The sequence below is a fragment of the Prevotella sp. AGR2160 genome (assembly GCF_000424185.1).
Classification (GTDB): domain Bacteria; phylum Bacteroidota; class Bacteroidia; order Bacteroidales; family Bacteroidaceae; genus Prevotella.
In genome coordinates, this window is sequence record NZ_AUJK01000020.1 from 32,638 (window position 1) to 50,565 (window position 17,928).

18 protein-coding genes are annotated in these 17,928 nt (G+C 44.6%); 9 read left to right on the forward strand and 9 right to left on the reverse strand.

Translation table 11 applies throughout. The features are described 5' to 3' along the window. Window positions 1–143 precede the first annotated feature (143 nt). From G604_RS0110785 to G604_RS0110795, 3 genes are all read left to right on the forward strand, one after another. A complete protein-coding gene (locus tag G604_RS0110785; protein ID WP_028910578.1) occupies window positions 144–590 on the forward strand; it encodes a cupin domain-containing protein in 447 nt (148 codons plus the stop codon). A gap of 80 nt (window positions 591–670) precedes the next feature. Continuing rightward, window positions 671–1,039 (forward strand): winged helix-turn-helix transcriptional regulator, encoded by a 369-nt coding sequence (locus tag G604_RS0110790; protein WP_028910579.1) that lies wholly within the window; start codon window positions 671–673, stop codon window positions 1,037–1,039. Between the two features lie 2 nt (window positions 1,040–1,041). Beyond that, window positions 1,042–1,965: a DUF1848 domain-containing protein gene (locus G604_RS0110795; protein ID WP_028910580.1), complete on the forward strand. Its 924-nt coding sequence runs from the start codon at window positions 1,042–1,044 to the stop codon at window positions 1,963–1,965. A gap of 4 nt (window positions 1,966–1,969) precedes the next feature. Here the strand turns inward: G604_RS0110795 and G604_RS14235 are convergent, their stop codons facing one another. From G604_RS14235 to G604_RS0110810, 3 genes are all read right to left on the reverse strand, one after another. Beyond that, window positions 1,970–3,274 (reverse strand): relaxase/mobilization nuclease domain-containing protein, encoded by a 1,305-nt coding sequence (locus tag G604_RS14235; RefSeq protein ID WP_051220369.1) that lies wholly within the window; start codon window positions 3,272–3,274, stop codon window positions 1,970–1,972. 16 nt (window positions 3,275–3,290) lie between these two features. Further along, entirely contained in the window at window positions 3,291–3,677 is a 387-nt protein-coding gene (locus G604_RS14240; RefSeq protein ID WP_051220370.1) for a hypothetical protein, read from the reverse strand. Between the two features lie 641 nt (window positions 3,678–4,318). Next, window positions 4,319–4,936: a hypothetical protein gene (locus G604_RS0110810; RefSeq protein WP_231376144.1), complete on the reverse strand. Its 618-nt coding sequence runs from the start codon at window positions 4,934–4,936 to the stop codon at window positions 4,319–4,321. 207 nt (window positions 4,937–5,143) lie between these two features. On the opposite strand from G604_RS0110810, the gene G604_RS15275 reads away from it, so the two are divergent. Continuing rightward, a complete protein-coding gene (locus tag G604_RS15275) occupies window positions 5,144–5,314 on the forward strand; it encodes a hypothetical protein (protein WP_155941931.1) in 171 nt (56 codons plus the stop codon). Between the two features lie 28 nt (window positions 5,315–5,342). Here G604_RS15275 and G604_RS0110820 read toward each other — a convergent pair whose 3' ends face one another. From G604_RS0110820 to G604_RS0110830, 3 genes are all read right to left on the reverse strand, one after another. Next, window positions 5,343–7,430, reverse strand: a complete 2,088-nt coding sequence (locus G604_RS0110820) for a bifunctional DNA primase/helicase (RefSeq protein ID WP_028910582.1) — start codon at window positions 7,428–7,430, stop codon at window positions 5,343–5,345. Window positions 7,431–7,444: 14 nt separating this feature from the next. Continuing rightward, complete coding sequence (locus G604_RS14835; RefSeq protein ID WP_051220371.1) at window positions 7,445–7,888, reverse strand: hypothetical protein; 444 nt, start codon at window positions 7,886–7,888, stop codon at window positions 7,445–7,447. A 63-nt stretch (window positions 7,889–7,951) separates the two neighbouring features. After that, window positions 7,952–8,449 carry a hypothetical protein gene (locus G604_RS0110830; protein WP_028910583.1) on the reverse strand — a complete coding sequence of 166 codons (498 nt, stop codon included), beginning with the start codon at window positions 8,447–8,449 and terminating at the stop codon, window positions 7,952–7,954. A 610-nt stretch (window positions 8,450–9,059) separates the two neighbouring features. Between G604_RS0110830 and G604_RS0110835 the strand changes: the two genes are divergently transcribed. From G604_RS0110835 to G604_RS0110850, 4 genes are all read left to right on the forward strand, one after another. Further along, window positions 9,060–9,644, forward strand: a complete 585-nt coding sequence (locus G604_RS0110835; RefSeq protein WP_051220372.1) for a flavin reductase family protein — start codon at window positions 9,060–9,062, stop codon at window positions 9,642–9,644. A gap of 283 nt (window positions 9,645–9,927) precedes the next feature. Then, on the forward strand, window positions 9,928–10,512 hold the full coding sequence (locus G604_RS0110840) for a type IV toxin-antitoxin system AbiEi family antitoxin domain-containing protein (RefSeq protein WP_028910585.1): 585 nt from the start codon (window positions 9,928–9,930) through the stop codon (window positions 10,510–10,512). Window positions 10,513–10,767: 255 nt separating this feature from the next. Further along, on the forward strand, window positions 10,768–11,538 hold the full coding sequence (locus G604_RS0110845; RefSeq protein ID WP_028910586.1) for a type IV toxin-antitoxin system AbiEi family antitoxin: 771 nt from the start codon (window positions 10,768–10,770) through the stop codon (window positions 11,536–11,538). Then, window positions 11,528–12,433 carry a nucleotidyl transferase AbiEii/AbiGii toxin family protein gene (locus G604_RS0110850; RefSeq protein ID WP_028910587.1) on the forward strand — a complete coding sequence of 302 codons (906 nt, stop codon included), beginning with the start codon at window positions 11,528–11,530 and terminating at the stop codon, window positions 12,431–12,433. The genes G604_RS0110845 and G604_RS0110850 overlap by 11 nt, the downstream gene beginning before the upstream one ends. 655 nt (window positions 12,434–13,088) lie before the next feature. Here G604_RS0110850 and G604_RS14250 read toward each other — a convergent pair. Next, a complete protein-coding gene (locus G604_RS14250) occupies window positions 13,089–14,498 on the reverse strand; it encodes a site-specific integrase (RefSeq protein ID WP_081657749.1) in 1,410 nt (469 codons plus the stop codon). 172 nt (window positions 14,499–14,670) lie between these two features. After that, a complete protein-coding gene (locus G604_RS14840) occupies window positions 14,671–16,449 on the reverse strand; it encodes an ATP-binding protein (RefSeq protein ID WP_051220374.1) in 1,779 nt (592 codons plus the stop codon). A gap of 158 nt (window positions 16,450–16,607) precedes the next feature. Here G604_RS14840 and G604_RS0110865 point away from each other — a divergent pair, with 158 nt between their 5' ends. Further along, window positions 16,608–17,639 carry a hypothetical protein gene (locus G604_RS0110865; protein ID WP_028910588.1) on the forward strand — a complete coding sequence of 344 codons (1,032 nt, stop codon included), beginning with the start codon at window positions 16,608–16,610 and terminating at the stop codon, window positions 17,637–17,639. On the opposite strand, the gene G604_RS0110870 is transcribed toward G604_RS0110865, so the two are convergent. Then, window positions 17,636–17,928, reverse strand: a 293-nt coding sequence (locus tag G604_RS0110870; RefSeq protein ID WP_028910589.1) for a transposase, incomplete at its 5' end; no start/stop codon positions are given. The genes G604_RS0110865 and G604_RS0110870 overlap by 4 nt on opposite strands.

Here is a 17,928-nt window from a genome sequence, read left to right on the forward strand (position 1 = left end):
TGATTTTTGTAATACGTTGATTTTCAATAATAGTTACCTCAAAGTAATAGTCTTACTTTTAAGTGCCTTCTTGCAGGTTATTAAAACTGTTACTATCTTTGCACCAACAAATAAAAAGTAAGTAAACGCAAAAAGACACTATTATGAAAGAGATTAAGGAAATTGCAGAAGGCAAGAATTTCACAGCCGTCGATTTCGGCAAGATGAGTGACTTGGGTGAGTATGTCCTGACCATGGGCGATGTAAAGATACCCGGCAAGGTATTTGGTGGCCAGGCTCTCGGCACCCAAGGTTCGGAATTCTCATTTCAGATTTACGCTCCCGGCCAGGAAGGCGGTTTCTACCATTCCCACAAGACCCATGAGGAGCTCTACTTCGTGCTCAGCGGCAAGGGTGAGTATCAGGTTGACGGCGTGAACATTCCCCTGCAGGAAGGCAGCGTGGTGCGTGTATCACCGAAGGGTAAGCGCACCATTCACAACAACGGCACTGAACCGATGGTTGTGCTCTGTGTACAGTATCGTGAAACGCTGTTCACACAAGAGGATGCCACTGATGGCGTTATCCTTCAGGAGCAGGTGAAGTGGTAATAAAGAATACTTTCAAACACTATACCGTCATGGGCTTGTTACGAGTCCGTGGCGGTTGTTGCGTATAAAATGCATAGGATATGATTAGAAAACAAGTTGTAGATCCACTGTTCCCAAGCTGTCCGATTAGAAATGTGCTTTCAAGGATTGGTGACCGCTGGTCGTTGCTGGTACTGTTGACCCTGCAAGGCAGTTCGCAGCCCATGCGCTTCCGCGATCTCTGTAAGGCGATACCTGATGTGTCGCAGAAGATGCTGACTTCGACACTGCGTGAATTGGAAGCTGATGATCTTATCAAGCGAACTATCTATCCGGAAGTGCCTCCTCGCGTGGAATATGAACTGACGGAGCGCGGGTTGTCGCTCATTCCTCTTCTCAACCAACTTGTAGATTGGTCATTGGAGAATATGGATGCCATTGTCAATCACAGAAAGAAATTTGCATTGTAAGCATGATACTTAATACTGGAGGACGGACTGATACGGTGAATTATTTCTCGGAGTGGCTGCTGAACCGCTTCCAGGAAGGTTATGCACTTAGCCGTAATCCGTTCTACCATGATGTAGTGAACAGAATCGAGCTCACACCAGAGACCATCGACGTGGTGGAGTTCTGCAGCAAGAACTACCGTCCGATTCTGCCTCGACTGCATGAGATCACCGACCGCTTCAACTGTCATTTCCACTACACCATTACCGCCTATGGGAAGGACATAGAGCCAAACGTACCCAGCATAGACGAGAGTATCGATACTCTAAAAGAACTGTCAGCACAAGTCGGCAAAGAGAAAATCATCTGGCGGTATGACCCTGTGCTGCTGACCGGTAAATACACCATTGAACGGCATTTCGAGACTTTCGACTATATGGCAGAGCGAATAGCACCATACGTTGACCGTTGCCTTTTAAGTTTCGTGGTGTGGTATAAAAAGTTGCACATGCCGGAGCTGCTGCCAATTTCGGAACAGCAGAAGGATCAGCTTGCAAAAGGCTTGGGTGAGATTGCCGCCAAGCACTATCTGTATATTCAAACATGTGGAACAAAGAAAAGCTATGAGCAATACGGCATCCACAGCAGCGGCTGCATGACACGAGCGGTCTATGAGCATACACTTGGCTTACATTTCAAAAAGGTAGCAGAGAAGGGCAATCGCCCAGGATGCCGATGCATGGAAAGCCGTGGGCTCGGCGATTACAACACCTGCATCAACGGCTGCCGATACTGCTATGCCAACTACGACCATGAGAAGGCAAAGGAGAATTACAGTCTCCATGACCCTCTTTCTCCTTTGATGATTGGTCATCTAAAGCCAATAGACAAGATCGTTCCCCTGCATCAAGAGAGCTACCTTGACAAAGAGCCACGGTTGTTCTAACCGACTATCTCCGCCATTTTGCTTGCTGACTCTGTTCGTCGTCTACATCATTCACGTTCATGCCTTTGCCGACCTCGTATTCACGGTTGGCATCCTTGGAACCGGCATTGTTATCCATAGAAGAATGACGAGGCACCGAAGATGACGGTTGCGGCTTCTGCTCTGCTTTTGGATGAACAGGTGTTGTGACCTTGACAATTCCTTTCGACTCCAAGTAGTTGTCATGGAGTTGACAAACAATAGACTCTCGCAGATTGATGGTCTCACCATTCCACGTCACAGTTCCTCTGTGGATGCGTGTGCCAAATTGCCGATAGAGAATGCGGTTGATGTCTGCTGTGGTGAGTTTTGGGTTTTCGGTAAGCAGGCCGTCGATGGTCTGCTCAATCTTGGTAAACCGGGTGGGGGCATCCTCGAACTGGAGTAGCTCCTTGATGCTGAGAAATTCACCACCTTTGAAGACCGTCTTATTTTTGTGGTCAACAACGATATAACCATACGGTGTATCAGCCTTGCCTACAAATACCAAACTGATGCCAAACTTACGCTTCATGTGGGTGGCAAGTTCTTCCTTATTGGCAGACAAGTTGCGGTATTTTTCAAGTATGGCACGAAGTTGCCGACGACGTTTGTCATCGGGCTTGTTTTCCTTTAGGGCATACTGCATGATGAGCTCTGCACGGATGGTGCCCTGTTCCTCACCATTTCGATAGAGGTGAACAACCGGCTTCTCATCATCTTCCTTGCATTCATAGCCCAAGCTCTCCATGATGGCACAGAACTGAGCTTTAGATGTATAGCGGTAAGAAAGTGCGTCCTTGGCTATGTCGTTGACTTCCGGCTCCTGCTTTTGGCCAGTGTATTCCTTCATAATCTCCAAAGTTACTGCTCGCGAGCGACGCTTTTCATGATTGTGGTCTATCTTATGACCATCGGGTGCCACACGGGAAGTGACAATATGGATGTGATTGTTCCCCGTGTCATGGTGAGCATAGGCCAGCAACGGCTGACCCGCCTCGGCATAACCCATCTCTTTGAGGTATCGATGCGCGATGTCAAGCAGCTGCTCATGGGTGTACTCATTTCCCTTACAGCTGACAGCCACATGGAACTGAGCATTCCTGACATACGTGTTCCGGGCGGAATAGTCAAGGAAATATTGCCGGAGCTTTTCGGGAGTGTAGGCTTCCGGTCTTAGTCCGAGGATGTTCTGAGCCTCCAAGAGCGTAGCCACGCCCTTCTCAACCTTCATTTCATTGTAGGCGATAGCATGGAAGTTAGCGGAAGAGGGCAGGATAGTGATTATCATATTTGGGTCTAAAGGTTTACGTTTCTTCTTGCTTGTCGTGGATGGCATCCAACTCAGCCTTGATGCTTATGATGGCCTTGACGGCATTCCGAGTTTCAGGTAGCAGAATGCCACGGAAGAAACTTTCTTTGAGTTCACCGGCTATGGCCAGCTCGTTAGCCCGGTGCATACACTGGTTGAAATTACCACCCAACCACGAGAGCTGTTGTTGATATTTTTTATAGAACTGCAGGAGTGCCTCCATCGTCTCTATCTTTCCTCTTGTGCGCTTATCGTCGAAGCGTCTGACCGCATCACGCACCATGGCACTCATGTTGCCGCCATAGTTCTGTGCCTTGTTTTGGAACATCTGAGACTCATCTTCTGTGAGACGGATTTCCAAACGGATACATTTCTTCTTCATACTTTGATGGTTGGTTTATAGTTCATCTGACAAGGATTAGGGAGTTGCGACCGTTAATCCGCCCCAGCTCTGCTGGCAAGTGACTTTTGAAGTGCGCCGAGGTGTTAACCGAGGTGTACGTACAAAAGTACAACTTGCTACTCCCAATTGACTGCCGTAGCGGTGGCAAAGCCTGTTAATAGGGTAAAAGTGCCGATTTACAAGTAGATATGTTTCGTTCTCCATGTTGAAGTGCTCAATATTCCAATAGTATAAGTGAAATCGTACTAAAAGCATGCGCCATCGTGTCATCAGCAAACTCAGTATTTTACTGGCTCGAACTATGCAAAAGATAAATTCTATCTTTAGATTGCTTAGATAGATTCTATCCGTAGATTGCTCTGATTGCTCTGATAGATTCTATCTTAAGATTGCTTAGATAGATTTTATCCTTAGATAGCTCAGATAGTTCTGATAGGTTCTATCTAAAGATTGCTTAGATAGATTGGATAGATTCTATCTGCAGATCACTTAGATAGATCAGATAGATTCTATCTATAGATTGTAGCTGATAGCTTGGATTGCTCTGATAGTTTCTATCTTTTGTGCCTGCCTCTTGACTGAAATCCGCCAATAACACTTTTGCTGGTGTCAAATGCAGATTACGGAATACACACGCGGTATTTTGTCAAGAAATCTATATTGATGAATACTCCATTCTGACTGTAGCCATGCGTGAATATATTCTTGCATTTTACATTACTGGAGACAAAAGGCAGAAGCTCTTTAGGTGTCATACTCGCAACATAAGCATCGTCCACCTGCCATCCATTAGCCATTCCACCCTCAAAGCGGAGGAAAAGTGTATAATCGCCGGAAGAGATTTTAATGTCCCTACAGAGTATCGGATTGCGTTTTGTCGCTATCTTAACCTTCCTTCCCGATACCTTTGAGAAGCACTCTTGTAGATAGTCGTTGCGGTTCTCGGTCTTGTCAAAAGGCATGTTGGCAATGTTGATGCTGCCCGGATGCTCTTTGCGGAGCGGAGACAGAATCATGGTTGTATTCTCAAATTCTGTCTGCAACTCATCTTCGAGCTGCTTGCAGAACAATGCTACCAACAAGCAGTGGAAAGGTGTCTCGATGGACTTGTCCACGATGGTCAGGTTGCAGTCCTTTCGTCCTGCAAAAGTATTTCGGAAGAGAGCCCAGTTCTCTGTATCCTTTGATACGATACTCGGCAGAAACGACTGTGTTGTGGTGTCCTCTCTGAAAAACACATTGAAAGTCAAGATCGCTTTTTGGTAATTTGGAATGGTATTTGTACTCATAGTGACAGTGATTTTGTCGTTGGAAACGATCGATTTTATTGCATATTTATAGAAAATAATCGCAGAAAAACTTGCGTATTTCGAAAATTATTCGTATCTTTATAGAGATTTAAGGAGTTAACAAACATAATTATTCACCCTCAAAAAGATGTCTTCATGTTCGCACTCTTCTTCCTTTACGCTCTCATCATCGCCGTTGTCATTGGCGCGGTAGTCCTGGTCCTTAAGGTCCTCTTCTGGGCTTTGATGTTTCCCATACTCTGGATAGGTTTCTCTATCGCCAATGCCATTGACCGCAGAAAGAAGGTGGCCCGACAGCTCAGGTAACCTGCACTGCCGGTGCCACGGTATCGGCTCAGAATATCTTGAGCTGATAGGATTGGTCGGATAGCTGCTCTATAATTGCTTTATCCCTCATAGTACGAAGATAGTCCTTTGCCGTCCGGGGCTGTATCTCCATCGCATCGACGATGGCCTTCACCATTTCTCCATATGTCAGCTTGTCAACCTTCTCGAAGATACCCTGGGCTATGCTCTTGAGGTCATTGATTTTCTGTCTTTCCTTATCCTCTTTAGACTTCACGCCCATATAGACGAACATGTCCTCCTTCTTGTCCCATCCGAAAGACATCATCGGAATATCCAGCGGACTTCCGTCTCGCACCTTGATGCACTTGACCACAGAGTAGGCTGGATTGGTGTCTTTCTCAATGGACAGAATGCCAGCAGCCTTGCGCTGAAGCTCAGAGCCTATATGTCCTCTGAGCTTAACCCCGTTAGGCACAAAGTGCAGCACACAGACAATACAGCAGTGGTAAAATCCTGCAAGACGGTACAGCTCATCAATGACATCCACACTCTCCAGCTCGTCGTTGGCAGAACGCACCAAGTCTGCCACACCGTCGATGATGACCAACTGGATGCCTTTGTGCTGATGGAAGTTCATGTCGAGTGCCGTTCGGATGATGTCAAGACGCTCCTTGCGCGACTGCTCCGACAGATGATAGGCATGGAAGAAGTCCGGCTTGTCATCGAGATAAGCCCTCTTGACAGCCTTACGCACATTCTTGTAAAGCTGATGCTCAGACTGCTCCGTGTCAAAGAGAATAACGGCCCTACCCGACGGATTCGGGATGATGGTAAGGCCCAGCGTGCGCTCGGCGTCCAGCGCACTCTCAGCTATTGTACCGGAGATGATGGCAGCAACGAAGTTGCTCTTTCCCACGCCCTCACCCCCGGTGAGACAAAAAAGGTTATCAGAGGTGCCTACCGGTACGTCATTGACCTCGACCACCGAAGAAGACCTTGCGGGTGGATTTGCATAGTCCAGTTCGCACGACTTGAAAATGACCGAGCTCTTGCGATATATCTTCTGAATGAATTCTGTGATTATCCTGCTGAGTTCGTCGGCGGTATGTCCGAGAGCAAAGAAGTCAGAGATGTCCTTCTCGCTTTTGGTTCCAGCAAGCGGCAGTTCCAACCGTTTCACGCCATAAGCTCTCAAAGCCTGCTCTATTCTTGCAGCACTTTTCTTGCCCGTGTCGTCCATGTCATAGAGCAGGACGATATGCTTGAACCGCCGGTGAAGATTCTCAATGATGTTGATTGGCGGGACCGCTGTCTCACTGTTGAAGCAGACAGCATTGAAGTCATGTGCCGAGAGCGACATGACATCCTTCTCTCCTCCGGTGATGAACACCATGTGTCCGCGCGCCGGCAGATGCTCCAGTCCGTAGACATACTCACCACTCGGCCGGTGCGCATACATGAACCGCAGCTTGCTCTTCGGCATATACACCTTAACGGCTTCGTCAACGGTGTGATACACGAACATCGGCTCGTTGGGCTGAGAGTATATCTTGTATTTCTTTCCCTCCTTTGACACACCGGTGAGCGATTTTGCGCTCCTTACCTTGAAGCGTTTAAGGGTACTTGCTGTAATGCCATACCGACCCCAGTATTGCAGTTCCACTTCCGAGAACTCCTTGTAGGCGAGTTTGACGTTCGGCTGCGGTGAGAGTTGTTCGTCAACTTTTGATTCAGCATAACTCTCTGATGCAGTATTGGCAAAAGATCTGGGCTTAGGCTCAGCAAAGTTTGTCTGCCAGTTCCCATATCTGTTGTCAGTCGTTACATCCATGGGTATGCAGAGGTGCATATCCTCGTTGATACGTCGCAGAATCTGCTTGAAGTCGCTCTTCATGTCAAGCCCCAACATCTTGCCGACCAACCAAAAGCAATCGCCTGAGTACTCCGGGTCACCGAAATCCTTCATCATATAGATTCCAGACTTCTTGTTCAGATAGATGGAACACGATGCCTTCGTATCATTGTACAAAGGGTTCTTGAAACTCCTGTTTGGAATGAACTTCACACCCAGGTAGTGATGGAACACGTCAAGACCTTGACGTGTCCTGTTCAGAATCTGAATTTTAATATCCATAGCATATGCAGTAGTTAATCATTGTTTTCTCTCAGTTGGCTCACATCCCTTGAGTAAGTCAAGATACGCTCCAAGGCTTTGATTTTGCCGAGTCCCTTACACTTCACTATTCCAGTGTTGACAGCTTCGTACAGTTTCGAAAGCTTGTAAGTGACATGATTAATGGATATGTACGTGAATTCCAGCTTCCCGTTTCTTCGCCAACGCTTCAGCGTGGTCTCGGAAATTTGTAAAATCTCCATAACATCACGGCTTCCAACCTCTATGTTCTTGGCGCGGAGAATCTCCTCCGCGTCATGATCAAAAGAATTAGTTCTGTTCTCTTCAGGAGGTGGGTTTTCTCCGGTCAAGACCAAGTGAAGAGTGCTTACTTGATTTTTTAGGACTTTGACATCCTCACGAGTCTTTGTAAGCATTCTGCACATGGTCTCAAGTTGTTGAGTCAGTGCTTTCTCCATTACTCTCTTACAATTTTTAATTAGTTGATTATGTTAAGGGTTCTCTCGTTCCGTCTCGGAGTATTAATGGGTTAATCGCCAGATAAGATCCAGTAGCTTCTCAGTGTCTGATGAGAGCATCTCAATGATATCTTCCCTGCTGCCTTCGGTTGATGCGGCTCGCGCAAGAACAGCATTAAACATAAAGGCTGCCTTCCAAATTTCCTCATAGTTTCCCTTGTTGCCAGCGGCATTGATGAGAAAATCCAAGAGTGCGTTGCTGCCGTCTCCCAACGGCACTCTCCAATAACACTCCTGCTCTTCACCGTAACCGGCTATCAAGCGTTTCAACTGTGGAGACTCTGGTACAGGCACGATAATGTATCTCATGTCATATGCAGTACCTATGTCCTGCAGCACATCCATGGTGAAGTTCCGCTTACCTTTGAGGACTTGTCGAAGGTAGCTCTGGTCTCTTTTTGCCGCACTAGACAGCTTTGAGAAGAAATCTTCATTTTTCTTCTTAACTTGATTAATAACTGAAACTATTACGGGCTTAATTTTGTTCTTTTTGTTGCTCATGGTGCAAAGTTTTGAATATTTTTTTATTAGTACTTTAGTATATAGTCCAAGTATGAGACTATAGTCTTACAACTTACAAAAATGTTCTTATAATGCACTGTAGCATAAGCAATTACAAATGATTAATATGAAACTTAATTTGTTGAAAAGTTTTATATCTGTAAAATACTATTACTGATCTTCATTTAGCATGTCGCCTTCTTATATTAAGTGTATATATATAAACTTTTGACAGTATGACCATGAATTAGAGATGATGAATTTGCAATTATAATTCCGCGATACATATCATATAGCTAAGAACATCGCTGAGTGATCGCACCAATAGAATGTGTTGTAATGATTGAGTTGGAAGTCAGTATGTCGCCCCGGTCAGATTCTAAATTTTGTTCTCAGGAAAAAATCAAGCTGTCTGGAATAATATTATCGTATAATATTGCTATCTTTGCCATATCATTTAGAAATGCGGCTCTTGGGTCCTGACCCTATAAAGACTTGGAGTGCTCTTTGAATGATGAAATCTGAGGAATTTTTCTTCCCATCAGACAAGGAAAAGACAATAATCGTAAGCATAGCAGCTTAACAGTGGTATTAAAAGAACAAAGGAATAATGGATGTAAAAGACATAAACAGCTACGCTCCGAGAGCACAGGCTAAGAAGTTCGAGAGTAAAGAATATAAAGTATTTGAAATGTTCCGTAAGGACTGGGCTGTGGTAACGGCTGGTACTCCCGACAAGTTCAACTCGTGCGTTGTTGCTTGGGGGAGCCTTGGTACAATATGGACGGTGCCTGGTAAGAAGACCGGCTCAACGGTGACCGTCTATATTTACCCGACACGTTACACTAATGAAGTCTTGCAGCATAGCGAAAAATTTACGGTAAGCTTCTTCCCTAAGACGCTCCGTAAGCAAGTTTTTGTTTTGGGCAGCCAATCAGGTCGTGATACCGACAAGGTGAACGAGTCCGGGTTAACTCCAAAAGTGATTGATGGTGCAGTTACATACGAGGAGGCCACCTTCACTTTCGTTTGCCGCAAGATTTGTCAGCTGCCAATAAAGAAAGAAGACATAGCCCAGGATATACGGGACTATTATGCTGCAAATCCACAAGGCTATCCGGTAGATGAGAATGGCGATTATCATCCTCACTGGATATTCATGGGCGAAATTATTGCCACAGACGGTGAGCTTTGATAAAGTTTGGACCAATCTACTGAAGATTCCTCAAAACCTCAGCGGTCTTGTTTTTTTGCCTACAGGCCGGGAGTGTATTGTTGTCGCCACTTGAAGTTGTACTCGACTTCCTTAAACTGCATCATTCACAGGCCTATGGAGTCAATAGTAATGTAGTACAATTTTCAGCTTCAACAACACCATGAGTGCTCAAATTGGGATTATTCTACGGATAAAATGAAAATAATCCGTAGAATATTTCTCGATTTAAAGGTAATTGCCTATCTTTGCAAAAAAATACGATATGTATAAGGCTTCGAATCAAGCAGGTCAGCAACATGGCTACATAAGAACTTCGGAACTATCAGACAGGAAGAAATACCGTCGCGTTCTGAAAGCAGTTAGTGCCGGCGAGCTGGTTAAAGTGCGGCATGGTGTCTATGCTCCACCAGAGGAACTACTCAGCAATATGGTAGATGTCGAGAGCATTGTTCCCGGAGGTGTAGTGTGCCTTTACAACGCATGGGCTTATTATGGCCTGACTACAGTCAGTCCACCGGAATTCTGCATTGCCATCTCCGCAAAGCGCAAGGTGTCGCTTCAAACGCCGTTCCCCATCAAACTTTTCTATTGGAAGGATGACAACCTGAAGTTTGGCATTATTGAGGTCAAAGTAAGCAACTACAAAGTCCATATGACCGACCTTGAGCGAAGTGTGTGTGATGCTGTCAAGTACAGGAATAAGATAGGCCACGCCCTGTGTTCGGAGATTATCCGGAACTATACGAAACGCACGGACCATAACCTAAGCCGCCTGTCAGAATATGCCAAGATATTGCGAGTTGAAAAGAAAATGAAAGAATACATAACAATTACATTGGGAGAATGATTAAGCATAAGAACTACGGGAAGTCAGTAAGGACCATGATTAAAGAATAATATATCCCTTTTGTCTTGCACGTCTTGCAGATTGTACACCTTATGTAGCAACATGAATAATACCATTAAAATGTCACGACTGCGATAAAAATGTTCAATAAATCAACTTAAAGTATATTATAAAGCATTATTTTCAACCATAATCTTGCAAGATAAGAAAAGATTGATTATCTTTGCAGTTGAATATACAGAAAGGAAATATACTATGAGTGTATCTGCCGGAACAAAAATAAACCAGTTGCTTGCCAATACATCTCCATCCGGACTTATGTTCTCAGAATGGATGAAACGAAAAGGCTATTCGTCGCAACTGCAAAAACGATACCGGGACACAGGGTGGCTGACAACCTTGTGTAAGGGTGTCATGTTCAGAAGTGGCACCCGCCTCAACGCTTTCGATGCGCTTGCCTCCTATAATCTCCAAATGGGAAGACAATTGAGGATAGGAGCCGTCTCAGCCTTGGAATATTCAGGCTTTAACCATTATGTTCCCATGGGCAAGCCTTTGCTGATGGTGGCTTTGCCTGCGGGAGAGAAGATGCCCATGTGGATGAAAAGCGATGCGTATGACATGACTTTCCGGACTTTCTCTTCAACGGCTTTTGCAGAGGTGGAAGTAACTAAGCATGATACCAAGAACGGAACGCTGTATGTGTCCTCTCCGGAACTGGCATTTCTTGAATGCCTTGCGCTGGTACCGAAGCAGTATTCATACATGGATCTCTACTATATCATGGAGCAGCTGACGACATTGCGGTCTGAGGTTGTACAGAGGCTGTTGGAGAATACATCCAATCATAGGGTGAAGCGAATGTTCCTCTATATGGCAGAAAAGGCCGGTCATTACTGGTTCGAGGAATTAGATACAAGCAAGATAGACATGGGTACCGGAAAGCTGCAACTGGTAAAAGACGGTATCCTCAACAAGAAATACTCAATAACAGTTCCAAAAGAATTAAACGATTATGAGGGATAAATACAGGAAGCAGGTCGAGCTGTTGATACGTATCATGCCATCCGTGTTTAAGATAAAAGAATTCGCCGTACATGGAGGCACGGCGATCAACTTGTTTCACAAGGACCTGCCAAGGTACTCTGTGGATATTGACATCACCTACATCCCGATACAAGACAGGGAAACAAGTCTGAGAACAATAAATGCGAGACTGCTGGATATCAAGGCAGATTTGGAAAGAATCATCCCTGGCATCAAAGTCATCCCTAAACCCAATGTTTGGAAACTGATGTGCAGCCTTGGCGAGGCTACTGTGAAGATAGAGGTCAATGGCACGAAGAGGGGCATTATCGGTGATACTGTCGTTATGCCTCTTTGTGAAAGGGCAAGAAAAGAGTTCAATATGGGTTGCAAGGCCCGTACAGTCTCTTTCAGCCAGCTCTATGGCGGTAAGATAACGGCAGCACTTAGTCGTCAACATCCGCGTGATCTGTTTGACTGCCATCACATGGACTTATCCTCGTTTGATGAGGTTAAGGATGGCTTCATGCTCTGTCTGTTGGGAAGTGACAAGCCCATAATCGAATCTTTGCAGCCACATGAGATTGACCAGTCAGAAGCTTTGGAAAAGCAGTTCGAAGGAATGTCGGCTCTCAAGTTTGACTATGCAGACTATGAGCAAGCAAGGAAAGACTTGATTCGAATGATTCATGACGGCTTGAACGAAGAGGACAAATCATTCTTGCTCTCCTTTGAGCGTGGCGAACCAGACTGGACTCTTTGTTCAGCAGGTAATCTGTCTGCATATCCCTCGGTGCAATGGAAATTAATCAATATACTCAAACTAAAAGAAACCAACATAAAGAAGTTCGAACAGGGTATCAAGAAACTTGAGGACTACCTTACATGTAAATGACAGTGCGAATTTCGGACTTGTCATCTGAATACGGAATACATGTCCGCAGTTGGCAAACACGATAGTGCGGTGTGCAAGGTCTCCTATATATACGACCTCGCACACCGCACTATCGTGTAGCCAAAAATTTTTTTAAAAGATTGTAGCCCAAATATTTGGTAGATAGTTCATTTTTTGCTAACTTTGAACCCGAGAATTTGAAAATTCATCTCATGACTGGTACATGGTCTCTGTGTGGTCATAATGTCTCCCTTAGGGGTTCACGAAAGGGTCAAAAAATGGCTACACATACGGTACACGGCTTTTGAGTGATTAGATAACTACTTATTATAAAGGAAATTAGCGGATGAGGTCGCGGAGCCTCTCTCTCCGCTTGAAGCCGTAACTAATTGGCTATCAATTAGTTACGGCTTTATCAATTTTAACGCGTCCACACGATTTTGAGGGTATCAAGCGTTGCTAATATTATGTATTTTATTGATAATCAAACAATTACATATAACATAATAAGTGTTACTAAATGATAAAATGCACAAATAGCGTCCTTTGAGCAATTTGAGGCGATTTTCAGACCCGCTAAAGACCCGCTAAAGACCCTCTGACGATTTTCTTCAGACCACCTGGTGACCCTCTGAAAAATCCTTATATTTTTGCTTCATTTCTTATCCGGGTCGTCGTCCTTACCGATATTCCATAGATTGAGTTGGTCGAACAGCTTCATGGCTTTCTGCTTGTGACTGTCGACTATGTCAACGTATGGGTCCATGGACTTGTAGTCCTTATGACCGGTCCACTTCATGATAGTATCTCTATCGATACCCAACGACAGGGCAATGCATACGAAAGTCTTACGCCCTATCTTGGATGATATCCAGTCACATTTCGGCTTGATCTCGTCATATCGCTTGGCGCCTTTATAGTAAACCATACGTGTTGGCTGTGTGATGCCTGCCATGCGGCAGAGCTTGTGGATGTGCTCATTGAGCTTCTGGTTACTGGTTACCGGAAGAGCCTTTCCGTCAGGCAAACCTGCCTTCTCGTACTTCTTGAGTATAGCCCATGCGAACTTATTGAGGTTGATGTTCAAGTTGTCATTGGTCTTGATGGTCGTGATTGCCATTCCATTCGGAGCGACAAGATCACAGTGATTCAGATTATAAACGTCTGAATAACGGAGACCTGTGAGACACATGAACAGGAACACGTCCCTTGCATGTTCAAATGCGACATTCTCCTCTTGATTGTCGCTTGCGAACTGGAGATTGGCAATTCTTTGGAGTTCATCAACACCGAGGGATATGACTCTTCTTTGATTGCAGCGGAGATGTGGACGGTAACTTTCGAAGGCGATGTTGTGGTTCTTGTCCACCGACAATGCCCAGCGCAAGAACCACCGTAGAAAATCAAGATGCTTCATCATGGTAACGTTACGCAAGTTGAAGTGATCCTGTACGTACTGGCAATACTCATCGAGACCCTCTTTCGTGAAGAACTCGAAGGTAAGAGCGAACTTCTTGTTCGATTCTCTCTTCATCTGCTCAAAGGCTTCCATATGGGTCTTGAGACTGTGGAACTTCTCTCGGGTAGCTTCGCCCCACTCACGAAGGACATTATTCTCACTACGGAACTGATCAAGGGAATTCCAGAAGCGATCTGATCTATCCTTCAATCTTTCGCCCTCATTGTCAACTACAGCCTTGTCCGTGGAGAGCACACGACCGAACTCGCGGCTCATGCGGCGGTACTCCTCAGTGAGTTCACGTTTGTTCGGGTCCACTCCTTCCCGGTCGAACAATCGTACACAGCTCTTGAAGACGAGCTTCGTCATTTTCAATCCTTCATTGATCTGCTCGGCCGTGTCGCAACTTGGTTTCACACGTTGAGTACTTGAATCCCAATCGTCAAGATCAATATGAAGGCCGGTAGAGAAGTCAATCTTGAATCCCTTCATACACACCCGCATGACAATGAGTAGATGTTTGTCACTCATGACGTTCAGGCAAGTGATACTGTCGACCTTAGAACGTCTCTTCAGCATGAAACTGATTGATTCAATTCTTTCCATAATCTTGTTACAATTATTATAAAATCGCGAAGAAAACAATGACTAGAACAATAACAGGGATACAACATCCACATCCGCAGCATCCATCATCGGAAGAGTGATTTAGAATCACTGTTCCGATGAAATAGAAGAGCAGGAATACTATAAGCAAGGTAATCATGATACCGTGACCTTAGTTTGTTACGAAGCCGATTTGCGGACGTACTCGTTTACCGTATGAAATCTTCTCGTAGAGTTTGATCTGACTCGTGGTAAGAGATGGACCTACTGTCGATATAGCCTTCTCAAGGATAGCCTGAGAAATAGGACACTGTCTCTTGAAGGCAAGTAACTTTGCTTGATTTGCAATCAACGTTATGTCTGCAGATACATAGTCCCTAGTAAGAGAGGAAAGACGGCTAAAGTCAATACTACCATCAGTCCAAGCCTTCTGCAGATTCAACTTAAAGATGCCCTTCCGGGCCTCTTCATCAGGTAATGGCACATATATCTTCTCATCCAAGCGTCCGGCTCTGAGAACGGCAGGATCAAGAAGATTCAGATTGTTTGTCGTGGCAATCACGAAGATGCCGCGCTCACTGCAGTTATTCATCTGTGAAAGCATCTCATTGACCTCCATAGCATAACCACTCCACGTCATCCGGGTGCGATCACCAAGGATTGCGTCAATCTCATCAATGCACAGGATACACGGTTTGTGTTCCTCAGCCTGGTTGAAGAGCTGGGCAATGAGCTGCTGACTGCCATGGGAAAATGAAGAACTGAGGTCAGAACTTTTGATGAAGCAGCAGTTCATGCCGGCTTCCTCTGCAAAGCGTTCGGCAATATAAGTCTTTCCATTCCCAGGAGGTCCATAGAGCAGCATACCGTTGATTGCCTGCAAGCCATATTTCTCACGTGCTTCCTGGTTCCTGAGAGGAAGTAGCACTTCGTCACGCAGCGTGTTCTTTAGTCCATCCATACCGGCAACTGCATCAAATCCGAACAGCTTACCCTCTTTCCGCTCGGCTATCTTGAAATCAAATTGGGTTTCCATAATGGTGTCATAGTTACGATGTCGCTTCCCGGTCTGTTGATTAGTGGCACTTCCGTCAGGCTTATCAGAGAACAGATTGTCTAAATCGTCGCCGAAAGACAGCTCGTCTTCATCCTCATGCTTATAGGGCTTGAACTCCAAGGCCGGATTCTTTTGAATCATGTCCTGAAGTGCAACCATCTGGCGGTTCAGCATCTCCATGTCATGTTCATTGCCGGGACGCTTCATCATGTCAAGACTGGTCATCTGCTGGAAGACTTCAGAAGCTAATTGAGGCATAAAACCCTGAGTTACAGGAATGCCGCCGTCGGCAAAAGGCTTCTTGCCGGAAACCATCTCATAGAACAGACAGCCGAGCTTGAATATCCCGTCATTAAACTCACGTCTTTGGTCAGACATGTTGCGTGGCCGGATCTTATCGAAGCCAACGAAATGAACATTCTCAGAGAACTTGCCTCTCATCACGATATCGTCTGCAGAGACATCTGTCAGAATCACGCCTCTGTCAAGAATATTGAAATATGCAACAGAAAGGCGGTAGATGATTCGCCAGGCATGCTGCCAGGTATAAGTGAATCCGCTGTCAAGAATCTCACGGAGACTCTTGCCTCCGACATACAGTCTCTCGACAAAGTGCAGCTTCTGACCCTTAACGATGGTCGTGTCGATACTGTTAACGATGTGCGGAATGAGGAACGCATCCTGATTCTGTACCGGACATCGGTAGAGCTGCATCTCCACCAGATGTCCTCTGAATAGAAGAGGTGAATCGTCAGGCAGATCGCAGTACTTGACCACAATCTTCTTACGGTCTGAACGCAGGAAAAGATACTTCTGACACTGTTCATCAACCTTGAGCACCTTGATACATGTATCACCATGCCACTTCTCGTTTACTTGAAATAACTGATTCATATCCAAATGTTTGTTCGAAAGCAAAGTTAATAATAAAGGGTGTGGCTATATCAAAAGTCAATACGTATAAATAGATAAATAATAAAAAACTTGTAGAAATCCTTGCATTTTTCAAAAAGAAGATCTATCTTTGCTATCAAAATCAAAACTTAAAGGAAATGACATTCAACAATGAAATACAATCTCAAAAAGTGACATTCAACAATGAAATACAATCTCAAGAAGACGGTATAAATAGAGCCAATAGAGCCATTAATGATTTGTCAATTCCACGTGTTATTATAAATGCCATACATGAGGGTAAAAAAGGAATAGGAAACTTCAAGTCTGTTTCTGATTACTTATGTAATAAGAACACTGATGTTACGATTGACAATGTTCGAAACTGGTTCAAGTTATTCTCTACTGAACTTGAGCCAAAGTTCAAACCTCATAATGATGTGAATACAATAGACGAGTATTGCAATGACATATATTACGAGGCTCAGAGTGGCGTTAACCGTAAGGATTTAAGTAAGGACGAGCGTACCCTTATAAGAAAAATCAATGATTTCGGAGTTGGCCTTAAAGGTATCTGCACCTTCAAGGATCTCTATAACTCTGTAGATTTATGGCTCTATCCTGGATATGTTGAGTCTAATAATGATCTGCTTGGAGTTTATCAGAGGGACTTGAAAGTCGGTCTCTTTATAGACGAGATTGATAAAGTCGCAGAAGACGCAGAAGATAAGGGCTTGTTATCTTTCTTAGAATTAGATAAAGACAAGTTCACTTCTTATCTTACTAGTTACGTATACATTCACGAACTCTTCCATCGCTATTATGATCTTTTCCATGAGGAGGCAATAAAGACGACTGTTCCGCAAATAGAAGAGCCAATGGCTGAGCTAGGAGCGTTAGTCACAATTAAGAAAATGGTTAGTCAGAAGTTATTTGATAAATCATTTTTCAAAGTTGCATACCAACAAGTGTATGCTAAGTGTGGTACAGATAAGTATTATCACTATTCTTTGGGCAGTACCCTTTTTGACAAAGGTTATGGTAAAGAACTGATAGAGCATTACGTCAGAGTCTCTTCTTTATTTGATGTAAATGAAGATGAAGTTAAGAAGTACAAGTCTTGCTTACGTAGTAATAAGAATGATCGGCCCAAGGGGGATTGTCCGTGGCGGGCGGATGCCGCTGCCTAACCAAAGACGGTAATACATCTATAGAAAAAGAAGGGTATATCCCTTATTCCCTTCAGGCATGACCTAAAGGCTTTCATCTTGGAGTTGAGCGATTCTGCAGAAGCATTAGTGTCTCTGTTGATAAAGTAATTGAGTATCTCGTCCTCGTAGTGCTGGATAGACTGTTTTACGGATTTAATCTCTCTAAGGGTAGACTTGGTGACCTTCTTGTACCATCCTTCAAGCGCTTTCTTCGCAGTCTCCTTGGTGCTAGACTTCGTACGAAAGATTGCTCGGAGATCGTTTATCA